The sequence below is a fragment of the Micromonospora sp. 15K316 genome (assembly GCF_004348525.1).
Taxonomy (GTDB): Bacteria; Actinomycetota; Actinomycetes; order Mycobacteriales; family Micromonosporaceae; genus Micromonospora.
Map to the genome: position 1 here is coordinate 1 of NZ_SMKG01000042.1, position 19,599 is coordinate 19,599.

The window sequence follows — 19,599 nt, forward strand, 5'->3', positions numbered from 1 at the left end:
CCCTGGCCCCTGGCCCCTGGCCCCTGGCGCCGGCGGGTGCGACGTGGCAAGGACCACGAGTCGGGCCGTGCTGAACCGAGGCGGTACATGGTGGTGTTTGATTGCGTCGTGACGGATGCCGGAAGTGTTGCGCATCGGTCCGCCGTCCCGTTCCGCCGCGCCGATCAGAACCCGCTCCGTTCGGCCGGGCGCTCCCTGACGATCGTCGAGCGGGTCGCCACCCTCGTCGCCGATGTGCCGGAGGTGCCCTGATCTCGGCGCCGCGACCCGGAACCAGCGGCGGCGGCACCACCGGGACCCACCTCCCTCCCGCCGTCGAATCGTCCCGTCGTGCCCCCACTACGGCGCCGACGAATCCTGCTACGAGCATGGTTGGAGCCGCCGCCGTGGAGCATTTCGAAGCGCCGATGTGGGCGTTGGTCGGCCGCGACGAAGAGTTCGTGCTGGTCCGTAGGTTCCTGCGGCAGGCAGCGGTCAACGGCGGGGCACTGGTGATCTCGGGTGAGCCCGGGGTCGGCAAGACGGCGCTGCTCGACGGCGTGGCGGAGACCGTCGCCGAGACCGGGACACGTGTGCTCCGGGCGGCCGGGGTGGAGTTCGAGGCCGACATCAGCTACTCCGGCCTGAACCAGTTGCTGTTCCCGCTGTACGACGCCTTCGGTGAGCTCGCACCCGCGCACCGTGAGGCGCTGCGGGTGGCGCTCGGGTTCGGCACGGGTCAACCGCCGGACCGGTTGCTGGTGTCCAACGCCGTGCTGTTGCTGCTCCGCTCGATGGCGGTGGCGCGACCGTTGCTGCTCGTCGTCGACGACCTGCCATGGCTCGACCGGGCGAGTTCGGCGGTGCTCGGGTTCGTCGCGCGTCGCCTGGTGGGTACCAGCGTGGGCTTCCTGGGCGCGTCGAGGTCGCACACCGCCAGCTTCTTCGAGCACGGGGGGATCCCCGAGCTCAACCTGCGGCCGCTGCCACCGGACGCGGCCGCCGAACTGATCAACCAGCGGTTCCCGGAACTCGCCCCGGCTGTCCGGCGCCGGCTGCTCTCGGAGGCGCGCGGCAACCCACTCGCCCTGCTGGAACTGCCCACCGCCCTGAGCGAGCCGCAGCGGCTCGCCGCGGCCTCCCTGCCCGCGGTCCTTCCGCTACCCCAGCGCCTGCAGTCGCTCTTCGCCTCCCGCGTGTCCCAGTTGCCGGAGTCCTGTCGTCGGCTGCTGCTGCTCGGAGCACTCGACGGTACGGGCGAACTCGGCGTGCTCCTCACGGCGGCCGGTGAGTACGACCTGGACGACCTCGAACCGGCCGAACGAGACCAGCTGGTGCGCGTGCACAGCAGCACTCGCCGGTTCACCTTCCGGCACCCGCTCATCGAGTCCGCGGTCGTCGAGGTGGCCACCAGCGGCGAACTGCGCTGGGCACACAACGCCCTCGCCCGGACGCTTGTCGCGCAACCCGAACGCCGGGCCTGGCACCTCGGCGAGGCGGCGGTCGGACCGGACGAGCGGGTCGCCGCTCTCCTGGAGCAGGCCGCGCACCGGATCCTGCGACGGGGTGACGCGGTGGGCGCGGTCGCGTCGTTGACGCGGTCGGCTGATCTGACGCCCGACCCGGTCGAGCGCAGCCGGCGGCTGGCGCAGGCCGCGTACATCGGCGCCGACGCGGGTGGTGAACTGACCAACGCCTCGCAACTGCTGGACGACGCTCGGCGGGCCAGTCCGGGCGGCTCCCTGCACGCCACCGCCGCCGCCGTTCACCTGCTGCTCAACAGTGACGGTGATGTCAGGACCGCCCACCGGCTACTGGTCGGGGCGATCGAATCGGGCAGTCACGGATACGACGCCGAAGACCAGGCACTGATCGACGCGATGCACACGCTCCTGCTGCTGTGCTACTACTCCGGTGAGCCCGCCATGTGGGAGCCGTTCTTCACGGCGCTCGACCGGCTCACGCCCGAGCCGCCCGAGCTGCTCACGGTGGCGGCCGCGACCTTCGCCGACCCGGCGCGGACGGGGCAGGCGGCAGCCCGCCGGCTCGACGCCCTCGTCGCCGGACTCGGCGACGAGGGCGATCCGACGCAGATCGTCCGGATCGGCACCGCCTCGATCTACATGGACCGGTGCCCCGACGGTCGGGACGCGAACTGGCGAGTGGTCCGCCTCGGGCGCGATGGCGCCGCGCCGGCCCGCCGCCACCTCGGTGTGCTGCTGCACCTGTGTTTCGACGACTACCACAGCGGGCGGTGGAGCGAGGCGGCGGAACTCGCGGACGAGGGCCTGCACCTCTGCAACGAGCACGGCTTCCGCTTCTTCACCTGGTACTTCCAGTACATCCAGGCGTTGGTCGCGGCGGTGCGGGGCGACGCGAACACCAACCGGACGATCACCGACGCCATCCACCGGTACGCGGCGCCGCGCGGAGTCCGGGCCGGCGAGTTCTTCGCCCACCACGCGGCAGGGCTGAACGAACTCGCCCGGGGCGACTACGAGAGCGCGTACCAGAACGCGATCATGCTCAGCCCCGCGGGCACGATCGCCCCGTACGTGCCGCACGCCCTGTGGGGGTGTCTGGACCTCGTCGAAGCGGCGCTGCGCACCAACCGGCCCGCCGAGGCCGTCGCACACGCCGCCGCCGTCGAGGAGGCGAACCTCGCCGGGCTGTCGTCGCGGCTCGCGCTGCTCAGCGCGGCGGCGTCGGCGCTCGTCGCCACCGACGACCGGGCCGAGGAGCTGTTCGAGGCGGCGTTGGCGCTGCCCGACGTGGAGCGCTGGCCGTTCGACCTGGCTCGGGTGCGTCTCGCGTACGGCGAGTGGCTCCGTCGTACCAGGGCGACCGCCAAATCCCGGGCCCAGCTGCGGACCGCGCTGGTGGCGTTCGAGCGGCTGGGTGCCCAGCCATGGGTCGAGCGGGCGAGCAACGAACTGCGCGCCACCGGTCTGGCGAAGCCGAGGAGCGCGACGCGGCCGGCCGTGCTCACTCCGCAGGAACGAGAAATCGCCGAACTCGCCGGCTCCGGGCTGACGAACAAGCAGATCGGCGAGAAACTCTTCCTCTCGCACCGGACCGTCGGCACGCACCTCTACCAGATCTTCCCGAAACTCGGTATCACCTCCAGGGCCGCGCTGCGCGACGCGCTCGCGGCGCTCGCCGACGACGGGGACGCAGGTGTGCGGCTCGACCAGACGCCGGAACAGTGAGGTCGCCCGGGCACCGGCGGGGCAGCGGCGCACACCGACTTCGAGGCCGCGGGTCACGCCAGCGGTCCGGCATCCTCCGCCAGTCGCTTCAACCGCAGCAGCGCGTCCTGGTGGGCGTAGTAGAACTCCTCCGCCTGCGAGCTACGCACCAACGCGGTCGTGAGCTCACGCTCCACCTTCTTGGCGATCACCTGCGTGCCCGGGGCGACCGGGACGAGGATCCAGGCCTGGTAGATGCTCAGGTCGGCCGAGGATCCGATCCAGCCGAACCGCGCGTCCGGCTCGTACTCCGAGACCACGGCCTCCAGGCGCACCCCGTACATCTCGATCTCGAACGCGGCGCCGAGCCGGATCTCGTCCGGTACCTGCGCGTGTCGTACCTCCGGGACCCAGTCGGGCCAGCGCGGGACGTCGACCAGGTGCGAGTACACCCGTCCGGGGGACGCCTCGATGACGGCCTCCCCGTGCATCGAGGATTCCGCGTACGGCGAGGTGAAGCCCGGAGACCGGTAGCTGTCCCGGCGTGCCCAGGAGACACCGTGGCCGGCCCGGGGGTGAAGCATGGCGTTCTCCGTTCAACAGCGCGTGGCACCCGCACATCACTCGGGGATGGTCCCGTTTCCACGGGTGCCGGAAGTTCGAGACCTAATCTGCCCGCGCCGGGCCGGCGAGTGACCGGTCAAATGACTGAGCGGATGACTGTCCCTCATTCCGGCCGGCGCGACCACCGGCACCCGGGCGGGTCGCTCGAGGCGGGGCGGATCGGCCCGGTTCGTCGTCACCAGCGGTAGGAAAGCAGGATCATGAATACTTACCAGTTCAAGTCCGTGGGCGGGAAGCTCTCCAACTGGGGGCGCTGGGGCGCCGACGACCGGCACGGGACGCTGAACTTCCTGACCCCCGCGGCCCGCCTGGCCGCCGCCGGCTCGGTACGGTCGGGTCAGGTCTTCGAGCTGAGCATTCCCATCGGCAAGAACGGCCCCCAGCCGGCGGACGGTGGGGCGGTCGGCCGGTTCAATCCGGTGCACCTGATGAGCGTCCACCCCGGTGACTTCGACCGACCGGACGGCTTCTTCGGCGCCGACGACTACATCTTCATGCCCTTGCAGGCGGCGACGCACTGGGACAGCCTCGCGCACGTCGGTTACGACGGCCGGCTCTACAACGACGTACCCGCCAACGCGATCGGGGGCATGGGCGGTGCCCGGGCCAACTCCGTCGAGCAGTCGCTCCCCGGGGCGGTGGGCCGTGGCGTGCTGCTCGACATCGCCCGGCTGCACGGGGTGGACTGGCTCGCGCCGAACCACGGGATCACCCCGGACGAACTCGACGCGGCGGTCGACCGGCAGGGTGTGACGATCAGGTCGGGTGACGTGCTGCTGGTCCGCACCGGCTGGCTCGGCAAGGGCCTGGCTGAGGGCTGGCAGGGCTGGATGGACAGCGAGCCCGGGTTGACCCTCGACTGCGCCGAGTGGATCGCGGCACGGGAGATCTCGGCCCTCGCCAGCGACAACTGGGGTGTGGAGGTCCAGCCGGCCGCCGAGACCTGGATCCCGCTGCACTGCGTCCTGGTGCGGGACATGGGGATGATGCTGGGCGAGAACTTCAACCTGGAGGAGCTGGCACGGGCCTGTGCCGGCGACGGCCACTGGGACTTCCTGGTCAGCGCACCGTCATTGCGCGTCGTGGGTGGGACCGGGTCGCCGGTCAGCCCGATCGCGATCCGGTAGGTGACGCCCCGGGCGGACCTCGTGTCCCCGTCGATCCCGCCCGGTGACGTACGTCGGCGTGCCGGACGGTAAGTCGTCGGCCGGGCGCACGCCCGCGCCGATCGGTCGGTTTCCGCCCAGTCATTTGACAGATGCGGCTCACGCACCCTTTCCCGATTCTTGGATCACCGCAGAGCGAGCCGGCCACCGGGCCGGCGGACGGCGGGAATCCCCGCCTCCGCCGTGGGAGCGGCTGCCGGGCCTCCGGTCGGCGGGGAACGACCAGGAAAGGGAAAGGTATGCCCTACGTCACCGTCGGTGAAGAGAACACGACCTCGATCGAGCTGTACTACGAGGACCACGGCAGCGGCCAGCCGGTCGTGCTGATCCACGGTTTCCCGCTCAGCGGGCACTCGTGGGAGAAGCAGTCGGCCGCTCTGCTCGAAGCCGGCTACCGGGTCGTCACCTACGACCGTCGCGGGTTCGGCCGGTCGAGCCAGCCGGCGCTCGGGTACGACTACGACACCTTCGCCGCCGACCTGAACGTCCTCCTGGAGAAGCTCGACCTGACCAACGCCGTTCTGGTCGGCTTCTCGATGGGCACCGGTGAGGTCGCCCGCTACGTGGGCCGCTACGGGTCGGCGCGCGTCGCGAAGGTCGCCTTCCTCGCCTCGCTGGAGCCGTTCCTGCTCAAGACGGACGACAACCCGACCGGCGCCGCGCCCCGGGAGTTCTTCGAGGGTGTCTCGGAGCAGGTGCGCAAGGACCGGTACGCGTACTACACGGCGTTCTACGCCGACTTCTACAACCTCGACGAGAACCTGGGCACCAGGATCAGCGAGGAAGCCGTCCGGAACAGCTGGTCGGTGGCGGCCAGCGGCGGTTGGTACGCCGCCGCGGCGGCGCCGATGACCTGGTTCACCGACTTCCGGGCCGACATCCCGAAGATCGACGTGCCGGCCCTGATCCTGCACGGCACCGGCGACCGGATCCTGCCGATCGACGCCACCGGCCGCCCGTTCCACCAGGCGCTGCCGAGCGCGCAGTACGTCGAGATCGAAGGCGCGCCGCACGGCCTGCTCTGGACGCACGCCGAGGAAGTCAACGAGGCGCTGCTCGGCTTCCTGGCCAAGTGACGGCCTGAGCGACGGCGGAGGTGCCGGGTGCGGTGAGCCCCGTCGGGGCCGTCCACCACGCCGGCCCCCGTCACCTCCGCCGTGCCGCGCCCCACCGAATCGCGTCCGCACGGCAACCGCACCATGCGCCGTGCCGACGCCTGACCTCGGCCGACGAGCCGGGTGCTCGTCGGCCCGCCACCCGATGAAGAGGAGTAACCATGCGTGCCGCTGTCGCGACCGCGGTCAACACACCGCTGTCGCTCGTCGAACGTGATGTGCCCACCCCCGGACCGGGCGAGGTTCTCGTCCGGATGACCGCGTGCGGGGTGTGCTTCACGGACCTCAACCTGATCCGTGGGCACTTTCCGTTCGCCCGCTTTCCCGTGGTGCCCGGGCACGAGATCACCGGTGTCGTGGCGGCCGTCGGGGAGGGCGTGACCTTCCCGACCGTCGGTACGGCCGTCGGAGCCCAGTTCCTCTACGACTCGTGCGGGCACTGCGACTACTGCGTCCGCGGCGACCAGATCCTCTGCCCGTCCAAGCGGATCACCGGCATCGTGGCCGACGGCGGCTACGCCGAGTACGCCCTGTTGAAGGCCGGGTTCGTCACCCCGTTGCCGGCCGGGCTGGACCCGGTCGCCGCGGCCCCGCTGATGTGCGCGGGCATCACCGCGTTCAACGGGCTGCGGCAGGCGGGGATCCGCCCCGAGTCGCGGGTCGCCGTGATCGGCTCGGGAGGGATCGGAGCGCTGGCCATCCGCTACGCCGCGGCGATGGGCGCACGGGTCGCCGTGCTCGGCCACTCGCGCCGCGCGCAGGAGCAGGCGCTGTCGCTGGGCGCCGAACGGTTCGTGGCGACCAGCGAGCAGGACCCGGCCTCGGCGCTGAAGGCCTGGGACGGCGGCGCGAACGTCATCCTTAACGCGGCTCCGACGACCGCGGCCGCGGCGGCGGCGTTCGGCGGACTCGCCCCGGACGGCACGCTCGTGCTCTGCGGGTACGACGGCGAGCCACTGAGCGTGCCGACCCAGCCGATGGTGCTCAACCGGCTGCACGTGATGGCCAACCCGTCCGGGTCGCCGCACGACCTGCGCGACACGCTCGCGTTCTCCGCAGCCCACGGGATCCTTCCCGACGTCACTTCGATCTCCCTCGACCAGGCTCCCGCCGCCCTGGACGCGATGGCCGCCGGCACCGCTCGCGGCCGCAGCGTCATCGTCTTCTGACCACCAAGGAGCAGACATGTCCGTCGTACTGATCACCGGCGCGTCCAGCGGTTTCGGCGCGCTCACCGCCCGGGCGCTGGCTCGGGCCGGTCACACCGTCTACGCCAGCATGCGGGCCACCACAGGCCGCAACGCCCCGGCCGTCGCCGAAGCCGCCGCGTTCGCCCGTGAGAACGACGCCGACCTGCGGACCATCGAGCTGGACGTGCAGTCGCAGGAGTCCGCCGACGCCGCCGTCGCGGCGATCGTCGCCGCGCACGGCGCGATCGACGTCCTCGTCCACAACGCCGGGCACATGGTCACCGGTCCGGCCGAGGCGTTCACCCCCGAGGAGATCGCGCACGTATACGACATCAACGTGCTGGGCACCCAGCGGGTGAACCGGGCGGCGCTGCCCGGCATGCGCGCGCGCCGCAACGGCCTGGTGCTCTGGATCGGCTCCAGCAGCAGCCGGGGTGGCACCCCGCCGTACCTCGCGCCGTACTTCGCGGCGAAGGCGGGGATGGACGCCCTGGCCGTCAGCTACGCCGACGAGCTGGCCCGGTTCAACATCGAGACGAGCATCGTCGTGCCCGGCTCCTTCACCAGCGGCACCAACCACTTCGCCCACAGCGGACGGCCGGCCGACGAGGAGACCGTCAAGGCGTACGAGGAGCGGTACGCGGGCCTGATGGAGCAGGTGAGCAAGCGGCTGGCCGAGCTCGCGCCGCCGGACGCGGACGTCGCCGAGGTCGCCGCCGCGGTGGTCCGCATCGTGGACACCCCGCACGGCAAGCGGCCGTTCCGCGTGCACGTCGACCCCGCCGACGACGGCTCCGAGGTCGTCAGCGTGGTCGCCGACCGGATCCGTACGGAGTTCCTCACCCGCATCGGCCTCGCGGACCTGCTCCACCCGCACAACTGACGGGCGGCCCGGATGTTCGTGACGGACATGCCTGCCCGACCCAGCGGCCGGGGCACGGCCACCGCCCACGGCCGTACCACCGATCACCCGGGCAGCCCGGTCACCGGTGGGGCGCACCTGACGGTTCCCGCGGCGGACGCCGACCTCCGCGCTGCCGTGGACGCGGCTCAGGCCGCGTTCCCCGGCTGGGCGTCGACCGCGGCGACGAAGCGCCGAACGGTGCTCCTCGACGCGGCGGACCTGCTGGAGCAGCGTACGGAGGCGCTGGCCGGAATCCTGCGTCAGGAGACCGCGGGCAGCCTCGCGTGGGCGGGGTTCACCATCCGCCTGGCCGCCGGCCAGCTGCGACAGGGCGCCGCGATGGCGACCCGGCCGGTCGCGGAGCTGCTGGCCGACATCCCGTACCGGGCAGGCGCCACCGAATGTGAGCAGGCCGGCGTGGTCGTGTCGTTCGTACCGTGGAACGGTTCGATGGTCTTCTGCGCCCGGGCGATCGCCCTGACGCTGGCCGTCGGCAACACGGTGCTGATCCGGCCCCGTGCGGACGCGCCGGTCATCTCCGCGCTGATCCTCGCCGACGTGCTGGCCGAGGCCGGGCTGCCCGCCGGCGTCGTCAACGTGGTCACCGGCGACCACGCGGACGCCCCCGCGGCGGTCGAGGCGCTGATCGCCGACCCGCGGGTACGCCGGGTCACCCTCACCGGTCCGATCGGGGCCGGGCGCGTCGTCGGGCGGCTTCCGGCGCGGCGACCCGGACGGTAGGTGCCGAGCCGGACGGTGGGTACCGATCCGGTGCGCCCGCCGGCGCGGCCACCACCAGGTGACCGCGCCGGCGGGCACGGGGTGCGTCAGTGGCAGGAGCCGGTGCCGCTGTCGCTGTAGCTCTGCCCGGCGACCGGCACGAACTGCCAGTCGTAGCTGTTGGCGTGCAGCGTGAACTTCAGCACGCCGTACGCCGAGCTGTTCCGCGCCTCGCTGTTGGGCTGGATGGTGCCGAAGCTGTAGTGACCGGCACCGCCCATCCCGGCGACGAAGCTGCGCATGCCCCGGGAGGCGTCGTATCCGCCGTTCGGGTTCATCGGCGCGAACCGCTCGTACACGTGGTTGTGACCCCAGACCACGACGTCGGCGTTGTTGTCGTACAGCGCCTGGTAGAGCGGGCGCGTCGAGGTCGACGGCGCGTGGTTGGAGCTCGACGTGTAGAGCGGGTGGTGCCAGTACGCCAGCGTGCACGGCTTGGTGCTGGCCACGAGATCCGCCCGCAGCCACTGCTCCTGCGCCGAGCCCGCCGACATGCTGATGTTGGAGTTCAGCGACACGACGTGCCAGTTGCCGAGGTCGTACGAGTAGTAACCCCGCCCGCTCGGGCCGGCCTGCGAGCCGAAGTAGTTGTAGTAGCCCGTGGCGCCCGAGGTGTTGTAGTCGTGGTTGCCGGGCGACGGCCGGGTACGCGACTTGTGCCGGCCCCAGGTGGGCGCGTAGTAGGAGTTGAACTCGGAGGCGGTGCCGTTGCTGTAGACGTTGTCACCGGTGGTGAAGACGGTGCCGGAGATGCCGTCCAGCAGTGCCGCGGTCGCGGTGTCGCCGGAGCCGGAGTCGGAGATGTCGCCGACACCGACGAGGACCGGATCGCCCGAGGGCGGCGGCGTCGTGGTGCCGGTGGTGACCACCAGCTGCGGCGCGTCCGCACCGCTCTCCCGGGAGTCGTAGTACGCCCCGTCGGTGTTGGACGAGGTCGCGCCGAAGCTGAACGTGCCGTTGCCCCGGACGTGGGACGTCACGTCGACCTCGTACCAGCCGTCGGCGGTGACCGAGCCGATCGAGCCCAGCGTCGCGCCGTCGATGCCCGGCTGGTTGTTCCAGGTCGTGCCCGTCTCCGACCAGGTCGTGTTCGACATGGCCCGGAACGTGCCACCGGCGCTGCTGCCGTCGTTGCCGCTGATCGTGCGCAGCCGCAGCTTGGCGCTGCTGACGGTGCCGCTGACCCCGCTCACGGTGAAGCGCAGGAACATCCGGCGGACCGGCGAGTTGTCGACCACGATCTGCGTCGACGTCCCGTAGTTGGTGGACGTGGTGTCGTTCTGGACGTACGTGTCGGCGACCGGCCGGAACGTGGCCGTGGCCGCCGAGGCCGAGGTGCCGCCGGTCATGACGACGGCGGCGGTGGCGGCGAGCAGCACCGCGACCGTCCCCATCGTCACCGACGGACGGGAAAGGCGAATGCCCATCCGGAGCCTCCCTATCGAAGGGTCGGGGGTTGAGAGCGGATGGAATGTAGGGAGGTCGATGGACCGATCCCTGACCGGCGGGTGAACAACTCGTCCACGGAGGCGAACACCTCGCTGTTGCGCCGATGTTCACCACGTGCACGCCCGCCCGGCACCGGGGATCCGTTGTGGCCGGTCGGCGCGGGCCGCACGATAGGCGACCGTCAGTCGCGATCCGAAGGGGACGCCCGTGTACCTGTCGACCGTCTCCCGGCCGCGGACCGATCCGCCGGACGTGGAGCCCGGCCGGTCCCGCCGCCGGATCGCCCTGGTCAGCGGCAACGTCCTCGCCCTCGGCACGGTCAGCCTGATCACCGACGTCTCCGCCGAGATGGTCACCGCGGTCCTGCCCCTCTACCTGGTGCTGGGGCTCCAGCTCAGTCCGCTGGCCTTCGGCGTCGTCGACGGCGTCTACGCCGGCGCCACCGCGCTGCTGCGGGTGGTCGGTGGCTTCGTCGCCGACCGGATCCGGCGACGCAAGCTCGTGGCCGGGTTCGGGTACGCGCTCTCCGCGGTGGCGAAGCTCGGCCTGCTCCTCGCCGGCCGGTCCGTGCCGATGATCGGCGCGGTCATCGCCGTCGACCGGCTCGGCAAGGGCGTACGCAGCGCGCCCCGGGACGCGCTCATCACGGCGTCGACGCCACCGGAGTCGCTGGGCCGGGCGTTCGGCGTGCACCGGACGATGGACGCCGTCGGCGCGTTCCTCGGCCCCCTCGTCGCCATGGCCGTGCTGCTCGCCGTCGGCCGGTCGTACGACGCGGTCTTCGTGACCAGCTTCTGCGTCGCCGCGCTGGGCGTCGTCGTGCTCGTCCTCTTCGTCCGCGAGCGGGACACACCGACGCGGGAGGCAGTGGCCACCGGGCCGGGCGGCGGCGGGCCGGCGGAGGAGCCCGACGAGGGACGGCCCACCGTCCGGGAGTTGCTCGGGCTGCTGCGTGACCGGCCGGCCCGGCGGCTCGTGGTGGCCGCAGCGCTGCTGGGGCTGGCCACCATCGGGGACGGGTTCGTCTACCTGTTGTTGCAACGCCGGGAGAACGTGGACCTCACCTGGTTCCCGCTGCTGGCCGTGGGCACCAGCCTGGTGTACCTGCTGCTCGCGACCCCGATCGGCCTGCTCGCCGACCGGATCGGCCGGCTCCCGGTGGTGCTGGGCGGGTACGCCGCGCTCGGCGTCACCTACCTGCTGCTCGCCGGCCCGGTCGCCGGCTGGCCCCTGCTCGTGCTGGCCCTGGCCCTGTACGGCACCTTCTACGCGGCCACCGACGGTGTGCTCATCGCGCTCGCCGGCCCGGTCCTGCCGCCGCGACTGCGCACCAGCGGGATCGCGCTCGTCCAGACCGGGCAGGCGCTCGCGTACCTCGTCTCGTCCGTCCTCTTCGGTCTCGCCTGGCAGGCCTGGGGGCCGCAGAACGCGATCCGGGCCGCCGCCGTGGCCGTCGCGGCCGTTCTTCTGCTCACCCTGCTCATGCTGGCCCCCACGTACCGTCCCGTTCCCCGGAAGGTGTCCTGATGACCGCGATGTCGACCCGCGTGAAGATCGGTGTGGCGGTCGGTTCGGCCCTGCTGCTGGGCGTCGTGGCGACGGGCTACGCCGTCCTCGCCGCCGAGCCGGCCGCCTCACCCGCCACCGCCGGCGCCGGCCCGGTCACCCTGGCGCCCGGGCAACCGCGCCTGCTGACCATCACCGACCGGCACGTCGCCTCCGTCGCCGGCACCGACCCCGGCGGCGCGCGGACCGTCTCGAACGTGGAGTGCCTGCGGGTGTACGCGGCGGCCGGCACCGGTGTCTGCCTCGCGCCGGAGAACGCCTGGTCCTACCGGGTCGTCGTGCTCGACTCGGCGCTGCGCCCGCAGCGTTCGGTCGCCGTTCCCGGCCTGCCCAACCGGGCCCGGGTCTCCGCCTCCGGCCGGATGATCTCCTGGACGACGTTCGTCGGCGGCGACTCCTACACGGCCAGCGGCTTCTCCACCCGAACCGGAATCCTCGACACCCGCAGCGGCAGCACGGTCATGTCGCTGGAGGAGTTCGCGGTGACCCGCGACGGGAAGCCCTACCGCAGCGCCGACGTCAACTACTGGGGCGTCACGTTCACCGCCGACGACAACGTCTTCTACGCGACGATGTCGACAGGCGGGAAGCGGTACCTCGTCCGGGGCGACCTCGCCGCGCGGAAGGTCGAGACGCTCAAGGAGAACGTCGAGTGCCCGTCGCTCTCGCCCGACGGCACCCGGCTCGCGTTCAAGGAGGCGATCGACGCCGACCCGCAGCGGGGCTGGCGCCTGTCGGTGCTGGACCTGGCCACGATGCGGGTGACGCCGACCGCCGAGACGACGAGCGTGGACGACCAGGCGGCGTGGCTGGACGCCGCGACGCTCGCCTACACCCTTCGCCAGGACGACGGCCGCCCCGACGTCTGGGCGGTGCCGGCGGACGGCTCCGGCGCGCCCCGACTGCTGGTGCCCGACGCGGAGTCCCCGTCGCCGCTGACCTGACGGGTCCCCGTTCCGGCGAGCACGCCGGCCCGGGAGGCGGTTCGTTACGCCGCCTCGGCGACCAGGGTCTCCACCAACTCGCGGGGCAGCCCGTGGGTGTCGTGCAGGTAGTGGTAGTCCTCGTCCCGCAGCGGTCCCCGGGACAGCTGCCGCGACACGACGGGCCGGCCCCGCCGGAGCAGGTCGCCGAAGCGCCGCTCCTCACCGAGCAGCAGGCCGCGCAGCTCGTCGACGTCCGCGCGCTGCCGGAACCGGTCGCGGGTCCGGGTGAACGGCTCGTCCGGCAGGTCGGCGAGGCTCCGCGACGGGTCGTCGCGCCACAGCGCGGTGAGCGTACGGCGGATCAGCCGACGCAGCACGTACCCGCGACCGGTGTTCGAGGGCCGCACCCCGTCGCCGATGACGACCACGCTCGACCGGAGGTGGTCACTGACGAGCCGCAGCGTCTCCTCGTCCGGCTGCCACAGGCCGCCGACGCCCCGGACCCAGGGCTCGAAGCCGTCGCCCTCGAAGACCGAGCGGTGGCCGCGCAGCACCATCTCCAGGCGCTCCAGCCCCATCCCGGTGTCGACGTCGGGCTGGCGCAGCGGCTCCAGCCGACCGTCGCCGTGCCGGTGGTAGCGCATACCCACGTGGTTCCACACCTCCATCCACCGGCCGTCGGTGCTCGGGGTGCCGGTCGGCGGGGTGTCACCGGTCCACACGAAGATCTCCGAGTCGGGCCCGCACGGCCCGGTCGGTCCGTTGGACCACCAGTTCTCCTGGCCGGTCAGCTCCACGGGCACGCCGAGCCGCTGCCAGACCTCCAGCGACGCGGTGTCCGGCCCGACCTGGTCGTCGCCGCCGAACACGGTCGCGTACAGCCGGTCGTGCGCGACGCCGAAGCCCTCACGGAGCAGCTCGTAGCCCCAGCGCAGGCTCTGCGGGCCGCCGTAGTCGCCGAGCGACCAGGAGCCGAGCATCTGGAAGACGGTCAGGTGGGTGTCGTCGCCCACCTCGTCCAGGTCGGTGGTGCGCAGGCACCGCTGGACGTTCACCAGCCGGCGGCCCAGCGGGTGCGGCCGCCCCTCCAGGTAGGGCGTCAGCGGGTGCATCCCGGAGGTGGTGAAGAGGACCGGATCGTCCGGTGGCCGGACCAGCGAGCTCTCGGGGAGCAGCCGGTGACCGTGCTCCCGGTAGAAGTCGACGAAGGTCCCGATGATCTTTTCGGGTGTCATGGTGGGGGCCTTTCGGGTCGGTGGCGACCGGAAAGGTGTGCGGGCGCGGGGAGGGTGTGAAGACACGAAGGCCGGCGGACCGTTTCCGGCCGCCGGCGGGGACTCAGGAGGTCAGGCTGCGGCGACCGTCGAGCGCGTAGCTCGCGCGGCCGCGGCGACGGACTGCCTGGTGATCTCCATGTCTCGCACCGTATCTCGTTCCGCCGCCATCGCCCACCGGTTTGCCTTCCCCGGCCGGACGGGCGGCTCGCCCCCGGGGCGGGGCGGCCGGCGTACCCGCCGACCGTCCCGCCCGGTTCGGCTCAGCCCTGCCGTACGAGGTAGATCTCCTGGGTACGGTCGCGCTGGCTGCGGGCCGCCCGGCGGTCGCTGGTGAAGACGACCACTCCCCGGTCCACGGCCGGCCAGGTGTTGTTCCCGAGGGTGCTCACCTGAAGCGGCGGCGTCCAGCCCGAGCGGCTGCGCCGGGAGGTGAAGACCTTCCAGCGCCAGTCGGCGGACCGGGAGTCGTACCAGACCGCCCGGACCGTGCCGTCCGGGTCGGCGGCGATCCGGGGCCGCTGGCTCATCGCGTTCGGGTCGAGCGCGACCGGCTCGGCCGCCGACCAGGTCACGCCGTCGGTGGAGCGGCTCGCCCGCAGCGAGAGGTTCACCCCCGAGGCCGAGAGCGCCTTGGTCTCCCAGACGACGACGTACGCCCCGTCGCGGTCCACCGCCACGCCCGGGTGCCGGTCGGCCGCGTCGTCGTTGCCGCTGACCCGTACCGGGGCGCTCCAGCTCCTGGCCTCGCCGGCCCGCACCGAGGCCATGATCTCCCAGTTGTCGGGGTTGGTGCCGCCGCCGGCGGGTTGGCCGGCGGGGGGCGTGTGACCGGTCCACCCGGCGTCCGGGTCGAACCGGTTGTCCTGCCAGGTCACGATGATCCGCCCGTCCTTCGTCACGGCGAGCGCCGGGAACAGGGAGGCCGGGTGGATCGGTGAGCGGGCGTCGGCGGGCGTGCCCGCGACGATCACCTTGCCGGCGGCGGAGACGTCGACCGGCTCGCGGTCGACGCCGACGACCTGGACGCGGATGTCGAACGCGCCCCCGCTGTTCTCCGCCCAGGCGACGACCGGGTGCCCGTCGAGGAGCGCGAGCGCCGGGTGCTCGGCCCGTCCCTGCCCGGTCTTCAGCCGCTCGGCCGCCCCGAAGCTCTGGCCGCCGTTGTGGCTGTGGCGCAGCCAGATGCCCGGCCGGTGCGGCTGCTCCTGGCCGCGGGCGTCCTGCCACACCACCCAGACGTCCTTGCCGGCGGCGACCACCCGGGGTGCGCGAGCCGTGCCGGAGTCTCCGGAGAGCACGACGGTCTTGTCGCTGTGCGGGTTGCCGTGCCGGTCGAGGCGGCGGTACACCACCGACGTCCGGTGGCCCTCGTGCACCTCGGCGACCACGTGGCTGACCTGCCCGTCGACGGCGACGTCGGCGAAGCCGGCGAACCCTCCGGGCTCGCCCACCACCGGTTCGGCCCGGTCGTTCGCGCGGTTCGGCGCCGGGAGCGCGATCGCGGGCTTCGGCACGGCCGCCTGCTTCACCGACACGAAGATCGGCGACGTGGCGGCGCGCAGCTGGTCGGGCAGGTCCGGGTCCGCCTCCCGGCCGGAGAGCTCGCCCGGGGCGCGCACCTCCACCCGGTACCAGGTGTGGTCGGCGGTCAGCGTGAGCGGGATCTGCCAGGTCTGGTCGTCCTTCGTCGGCGCGTAGGTGGCGATCGGTCCGGCCGAGCGACCTGGCGCGGCGTAGACGAGCACCCGCGTGCCGGCGCCGGCCTTCACCCGCACCCGCAGGGCGGCCCGCTTCGGCAGGGAGCGACTGCCGACGATCACCTCGTCGCCGCCGATCGCCTCGAACCGCCCGTCGCCGTCGAGGTCGGCCTCGATCGTGGCGAACGCTCCACCCGTGCCGTAGGTCAGCGTCGTACGCCCGGCCCGCAGGGCGTCGAGGATGGCCCGGGTGGTCCGCTCCGCCGCGAAGACCCAGGTGGTGGGCTTGCCGGGGGCGCTGTTCGGGCGCAGCTCCTTGAAGTGGCTGTCGCTGGCGGCCACGCCGCCGAAGCGGAATCCGTTGTTCCAGCGGTTCTCGGCGTACTCGATCTCGACGTCGGGGTTGCTGCTCGCGTTCCAGAGCTCGACGGCGTCGACACCCTGGACGTTCGCGTTGTCGTTCGGGCCGCCGGCCGGCGTGTACTCCCCGTCGTCCGGGTGGGCGACGGACCAGAACGCGTCCTGGGCGTGGGTGTCCCAGATCGACTGCTGGACGTGGCGGAAGGCGGCCGAGCCGGGCGGGTTCGCGCCGTCCACCACCGTGTCGACCGCGCCGAGGACTACCGAGTGCGGGGAGCCGTTCACCTCCTCACCGGTGAGCAGCAGCAGCTTGTCGGAGCGCCACAGCGGGTCCCAGTGCTGGTCGAAGGTGCGGTGGTCGGTCAGCGGCAGGAAGGCCAGGCCCGCCGACTCCGCGTAGCCGATCTGGTCGCTGACCGGGAGGTTGCCCGGGTCGCGCTGGTCCGACAGCTGGCGCGGCGCGCTGCCGTCGGACGAGTGGTCGTCGTGGACGTGGGTGTCACCCGGCAGCCAAACACCCTCCGGTCCGCCGTCCTTGCCGGGCTTGCGCCCGCCGGCCGCGTCGGTCGTGGCCTCGGCACCGGCCTCCGCCCACGCGGCGGCGCCGGGGAGCAGGGTTGCCGCGGTGACGGCACCGCCGATGGCGATGAACTTCCTGCGGTCTACTTCCATGCGACCCTCATCTCGTACGAGCCCCGGGTCGCCGCGAGGGTGTCCCGACACGACTCGGCGGGCTCGGTCGTCCGAACGCTCGCGACGCTAGCCAGGCCGGAGGGGGCGTTGCGTGAATCGTCGGTGAAGACCGAATGGCCGGGAACGGAGCTACTGCCGGGTTGTGCGGTCCGACACAGCGGCGGGCCGGGCAGCACGCACCGCGGCCGGTGACGCGCGGCGTCGACGTCGTCGGGTCGCGGTGCAACCTCCTCCGGCGTCCGTGGCGGGCCTCGGCTCGGTACCGAGGCCCGCCCGGATGCTGCGTCAGCCGGCGACGTAGGCGGCGAGGTGCTCGCCGGTGAGGGTGGCGCGGGCGGCGACGAGGTCGGCGGGGGTGCCCTCGAAGACGACGCGGCCACCGTCGTGCCCGGCGCCCGGGCCGAGGTCGATGAGCCAGTCGGCGTGGGCCATCACCGCCTGGTGGTGCTCGATGACGACTACCGACTTGCCGGCGTCGACGAGCCGGTCGAGCAGGCCGAGCAGCTGCTCGACGTCGGCCAGGTGGAGGCCGGTGGTCGGCTCGTCGAGGACGTAGACGCCGCCCTTCTCGCCCATGTGGGTGGCGAGCTTGAGCCGCTGCCGCTCGCCGCCCGACAGCGTGGTGAGCGGCTGGCCGAGGGTGAGGTAGCCGAGCCCGACGTCGGCGAGCCGGTCGAGGATGGCGTGCGCGGCCGGCGTACGGGCGTCGCCGGCGCCGAAGAACGCCTCGGCCTCGGTCACCGGCATCGCGAGCACCTCGCTGATGTCCCGGCCGCCGAGCCGGTACTCCAGCACCGATGCCTGGAACCGCCTGCCCTCGCACTCCTCGCAGGTGGTGGCGACGCCGGCCATCATCCCGAGGTCGGTGTAGATGACCCCGGCGCCGTTGCAGGTGGGGCAGGCGCCCTCGGAGTTGGGGCTGAACAGCGCCGGCTTGACGCCGTTGGCCTTCGCGAAGGCCTTGCGGATCGGGTCGAGCAGGCCGGTGTAGGTCGCCGGGTTGCTGCGCCGCGAGCCACGGATGGCGGTCTGGTCGACCGTGACCACCCCGTCCCGCCCGGAGACCGACCCGTGGATCAACGAGCTCTTGCCCGAGCCCGCCACGCCGGTGACGACGACGAGCACGCCGAGTGGGATGTCGACGTCGACGTCCCGCAGGTTGTGGGTCCGGGCGCCGCGTACCTCCAGCACCCCGGTGGGCCTGCGCACCGACTGCTTCAGGACGGCCCGGTCGTCCAGGTGCCGCCCGGTCAGCGTGCCGCTGGCCCGCAGCCCGTCGACGGTCCCCTCGAAGACCACCTCGCCGCCGGCCGTCCCGGCACCGGGTCCGAGGTCGACGACGTGGTCGCCGATCACGATCGTCTCCGGCTTGTGCTCCACCACGAGCACGGTGTTGCCCTTGTCGCGCAGCCGCAGCAGCAGGTCGTTCATCCGCTGGATGTCGTGCGGGTGCAGGCCGATCGTCGGCTCGTCGAAGACGTAGGTCACGTCGGTGAGCGACGAACCGAGATGCCGGATCATCTTGGTGCGCTGGGCCTCACCCCCGGAGAGGGTGCCCGCCGGACGGTCGAGCGACAGGTATCCCAGGCCGATCTCCACGAACGAGTCGAGGAGGTTCTGCAGACCCGTGAGCAGCGGGGCGACCGAGGGCTCGTCGAGGCCGCGAACCCAGCCGGCCAGGTCGTTGATCTGCATCCCGCAGACGTCGGCGATGCTCTTCCCCCCGATCTTCGACGAGCGGGCCTCCTTGCTCAGCCGGGTGCCGTCGCACTCCGGGCAGGTCGTGAAGGTCACGGCCCGCTCCACGAAGGCGCGGATGTGCGGCTGCAACGAGTCGACGTCCTTGGCGAGGAACGACTTCTGGAGCTGCGGGATCAACCCGGAGTAGGTCAGGTTGATGCCGTCGACCTTGATCTTGGTCGGCTCCCGGTAGAGCAGGTCGTGCAGCTCCTTCTTCGTGTACTTGCGGATCGGCTTGTCCGGATCGAAGTAGCCGCAGCCGCGGAAGATGCGGCCGTACCAGCCGTCCATGCTGTAGCCGGGAATGGTGAGCGCACCCTCGTTGAGCGACTTGCTGTCGTCGTACAGCTGGGTCAGGTCGATGTCGTTGACCGAGCCCATGCCCTCGCAGCGCGGGCACATCCCGCCCAGCCGGTGGAAGGTGGCCCGCTCGGTCTTCGTCCTGCCGACGCCCCGCTCGACGGTGATCGCGCCGCTGGCCTTCACCGAGGGGACGTTGAAGGAGTACGCGTTGGGCGAGCCGATGTGCGGCTGCCCGAGCCGGCTGAAGAGGATCCGCAGCATCGCGTTGGCGTCGGTGGCGGTGCCGACCGTCGAGCGGGGGTTGGCGCCCATCCGTTCCTGGTCGACGATGATCGCCGTCGTCAGCCCCTCCAGTACGTCGACCTCCGGCCGGGACAGCGTCGGCATGAAGCCCTGCACGAACGCGCTGTAGGTCTCGTTGATCATCCGCTGCGACTCGGCGGCGATCGTGCCGAACACCAGCGAGCTCTTGCCCGAGCCGGAGACGCCGGTGAAGACCGTGAGCCGCCGCTTGGGGATCTCGACGTTGACGTCCTTGAGGTTGTTCTCGCGCGCGCCCTGCACGCGGATCAGCTCGTGGCGGTCGGCAACGTGCGGCGCGGGCGTCCGTGGGCCGGTCGTCCTGGCCTTGCTCATCGTGTC

General features: G+C 72.2%; 14 protein-coding genes. 9 read left to right on the forward strand and 5 right to left on the reverse strand.

What is annotated here, in order from left to right:
- Both E1211_RS32470 and E1211_RS11775 read left to right on the forward strand, forming a co-directional pair.
- The coding region (locus E1211_RS32470) for a hypothetical protein (RefSeq protein WP_207915341.1) at positions 1-252 on the forward strand (252 nt) is incomplete at its 5' end.
- A gap of 134 nt (positions 253-386) precedes the next feature.
- A complete protein-coding gene (locus E1211_RS11775) occupies positions 387-3,188 on the forward strand; it encodes a LuxR family transcriptional regulator (protein WP_207915342.1) in 2,802 nt (933 codons plus the stop codon).
- A 53-nt stretch (positions 3,189-3,241) separates the two neighbouring features.
- On the opposite strand, the gene E1211_RS11780 is transcribed toward E1211_RS11775, so the two are convergent.
- Positions 3,242-3,751 carry an SRPBCC family protein gene (locus E1211_RS11780; protein ID WP_132348362.1) on the reverse strand — a complete coding sequence of 170 codons (510 nt, stop codon included), beginning with the start codon at positions 3,749-3,751 and terminating at the stop codon, positions 3,242-3,244.
- A gap of 240 nt (positions 3,752-3,991) precedes the next feature.
- Here E1211_RS11780 and E1211_RS11785 point away from each other — a divergent pair, with 240 nt between their 5' ends.
- The 5 genes from E1211_RS11785 (at position 3,992) to E1211_RS11805 (ending at position 8,907) form a co-directional block, all read left to right on the forward strand.
- The gene (locus E1211_RS11785) at positions 3,992-4,918 is read left to right on the forward strand and encodes a cyclase family protein (protein WP_132348364.1); all 927 of its coding nucleotides are present in this window, start codon (positions 3,992-3,994) and stop codon (positions 4,916-4,918) included.
- Positions 4,919-5,196: 278 nt separating this feature from the next.
- A complete protein-coding gene (locus tag E1211_RS11790; RefSeq protein ID WP_132348366.1) occupies positions 5,197-6,033 on the forward strand; it encodes an alpha/beta fold hydrolase in 837 nt (278 codons plus the stop codon).
- Between the two features lie 200 nt (positions 6,034-6,233).
- Positions 6,234-7,241 (forward strand): alcohol dehydrogenase catalytic domain-containing protein, encoded by a 1,008-nt coding sequence (locus E1211_RS11795; RefSeq protein ID WP_132348368.1) that lies wholly within the window; start codon positions 6,234-6,236, stop codon positions 7,239-7,241.
- 16 nt (positions 7,242-7,257) lie between these two features.
- Complete coding sequence (locus tag E1211_RS11800; RefSeq protein ID WP_132348370.1) at positions 7,258-8,145, forward strand: SDR family NAD(P)-dependent oxidoreductase; 888 nt, start codon at positions 7,258-7,260, stop codon at positions 8,143-8,145.
- 27 nt (positions 8,146-8,172) lie between these two features.
- Positions 8,173-8,907 (forward strand): aldehyde dehydrogenase family protein, encoded by a 735-nt coding sequence (locus E1211_RS11805; RefSeq protein WP_207915343.1) that lies wholly within the window; start codon positions 8,173-8,175, stop codon positions 8,905-8,907.
- Between the two features lie 86 nt (positions 8,908-8,993).
- Here the strand turns inward: E1211_RS11805 and E1211_RS11810 are convergent, their stop codons facing one another.
- The gene (locus E1211_RS11810; RefSeq protein WP_132348374.1) at positions 8,994-10,373 is read right to left on the reverse strand and encodes a DNRLRE domain-containing protein; all 1,380 of its coding nucleotides are present in this window, start codon (positions 10,371-10,373) and stop codon (positions 8,994-8,996) included.
- A gap of 229 nt (positions 10,374-10,602) precedes the next feature.
- On the opposite strand from E1211_RS11810, the gene E1211_RS11815 reads away from it, so the two are divergent.
- Entirely contained in the window at positions 10,603-11,922 is a 1,320-nt protein-coding gene (locus tag E1211_RS11815; RefSeq protein WP_132348376.1) for an MFS transporter, read from the forward strand.
- Positions 11,922-12,905 (forward strand): PD40 domain-containing protein, encoded by a 984-nt coding sequence (locus E1211_RS11820; RefSeq protein ID WP_132348378.1) that lies wholly within the window; start codon positions 11,922-11,924, stop codon positions 12,903-12,905. The genes E1211_RS11815 and E1211_RS11820 overlap by 1 nt, the downstream gene beginning before the upstream one ends.
- Before the next feature lie 44 nt (positions 12,906-12,949).
- On the opposite strand, the gene E1211_RS11825 is transcribed toward E1211_RS11820, so the two are convergent.
- The 3 genes from E1211_RS11825 to E1211_RS11835 all read right to left on the reverse strand — a co-directional run bounded on the left by E1211_RS11825 (position 12,950) and on the right by E1211_RS11835 (position 19,593).
- The gene (locus E1211_RS11825; protein ID WP_132348380.1) at positions 12,950-14,122 is read right to left on the reverse strand and encodes an alanine--tRNA ligase-related protein; all 1,173 of its coding nucleotides are present in this window, start codon (positions 14,120-14,122) and stop codon (positions 12,950-12,952) included.
- A 302-nt stretch (positions 14,123-14,424) separates the two neighbouring features.
- Positions 14,425-16,893 carry a CehA/McbA family metallohydrolase gene (locus E1211_RS11830; RefSeq protein ID WP_132348382.1) on the reverse strand — a complete coding sequence of 823 codons (2,469 nt, stop codon included), beginning with the start codon at positions 16,891-16,893 and terminating at the stop codon, positions 14,425-14,427.
- A gap of 306 nt (positions 16,894-17,199) precedes the next feature.
- Positions 17,200-19,593, reverse strand: coding sequence for an excinuclease ABC subunit UvrA (locus E1211_RS11835; protein ID WP_132348384.1), 2,394 nt, complete (start codon positions 19,591-19,593; stop codon positions 17,200-17,202).
- Positions 19,594-19,599 lie beyond the last annotated feature (6 nt).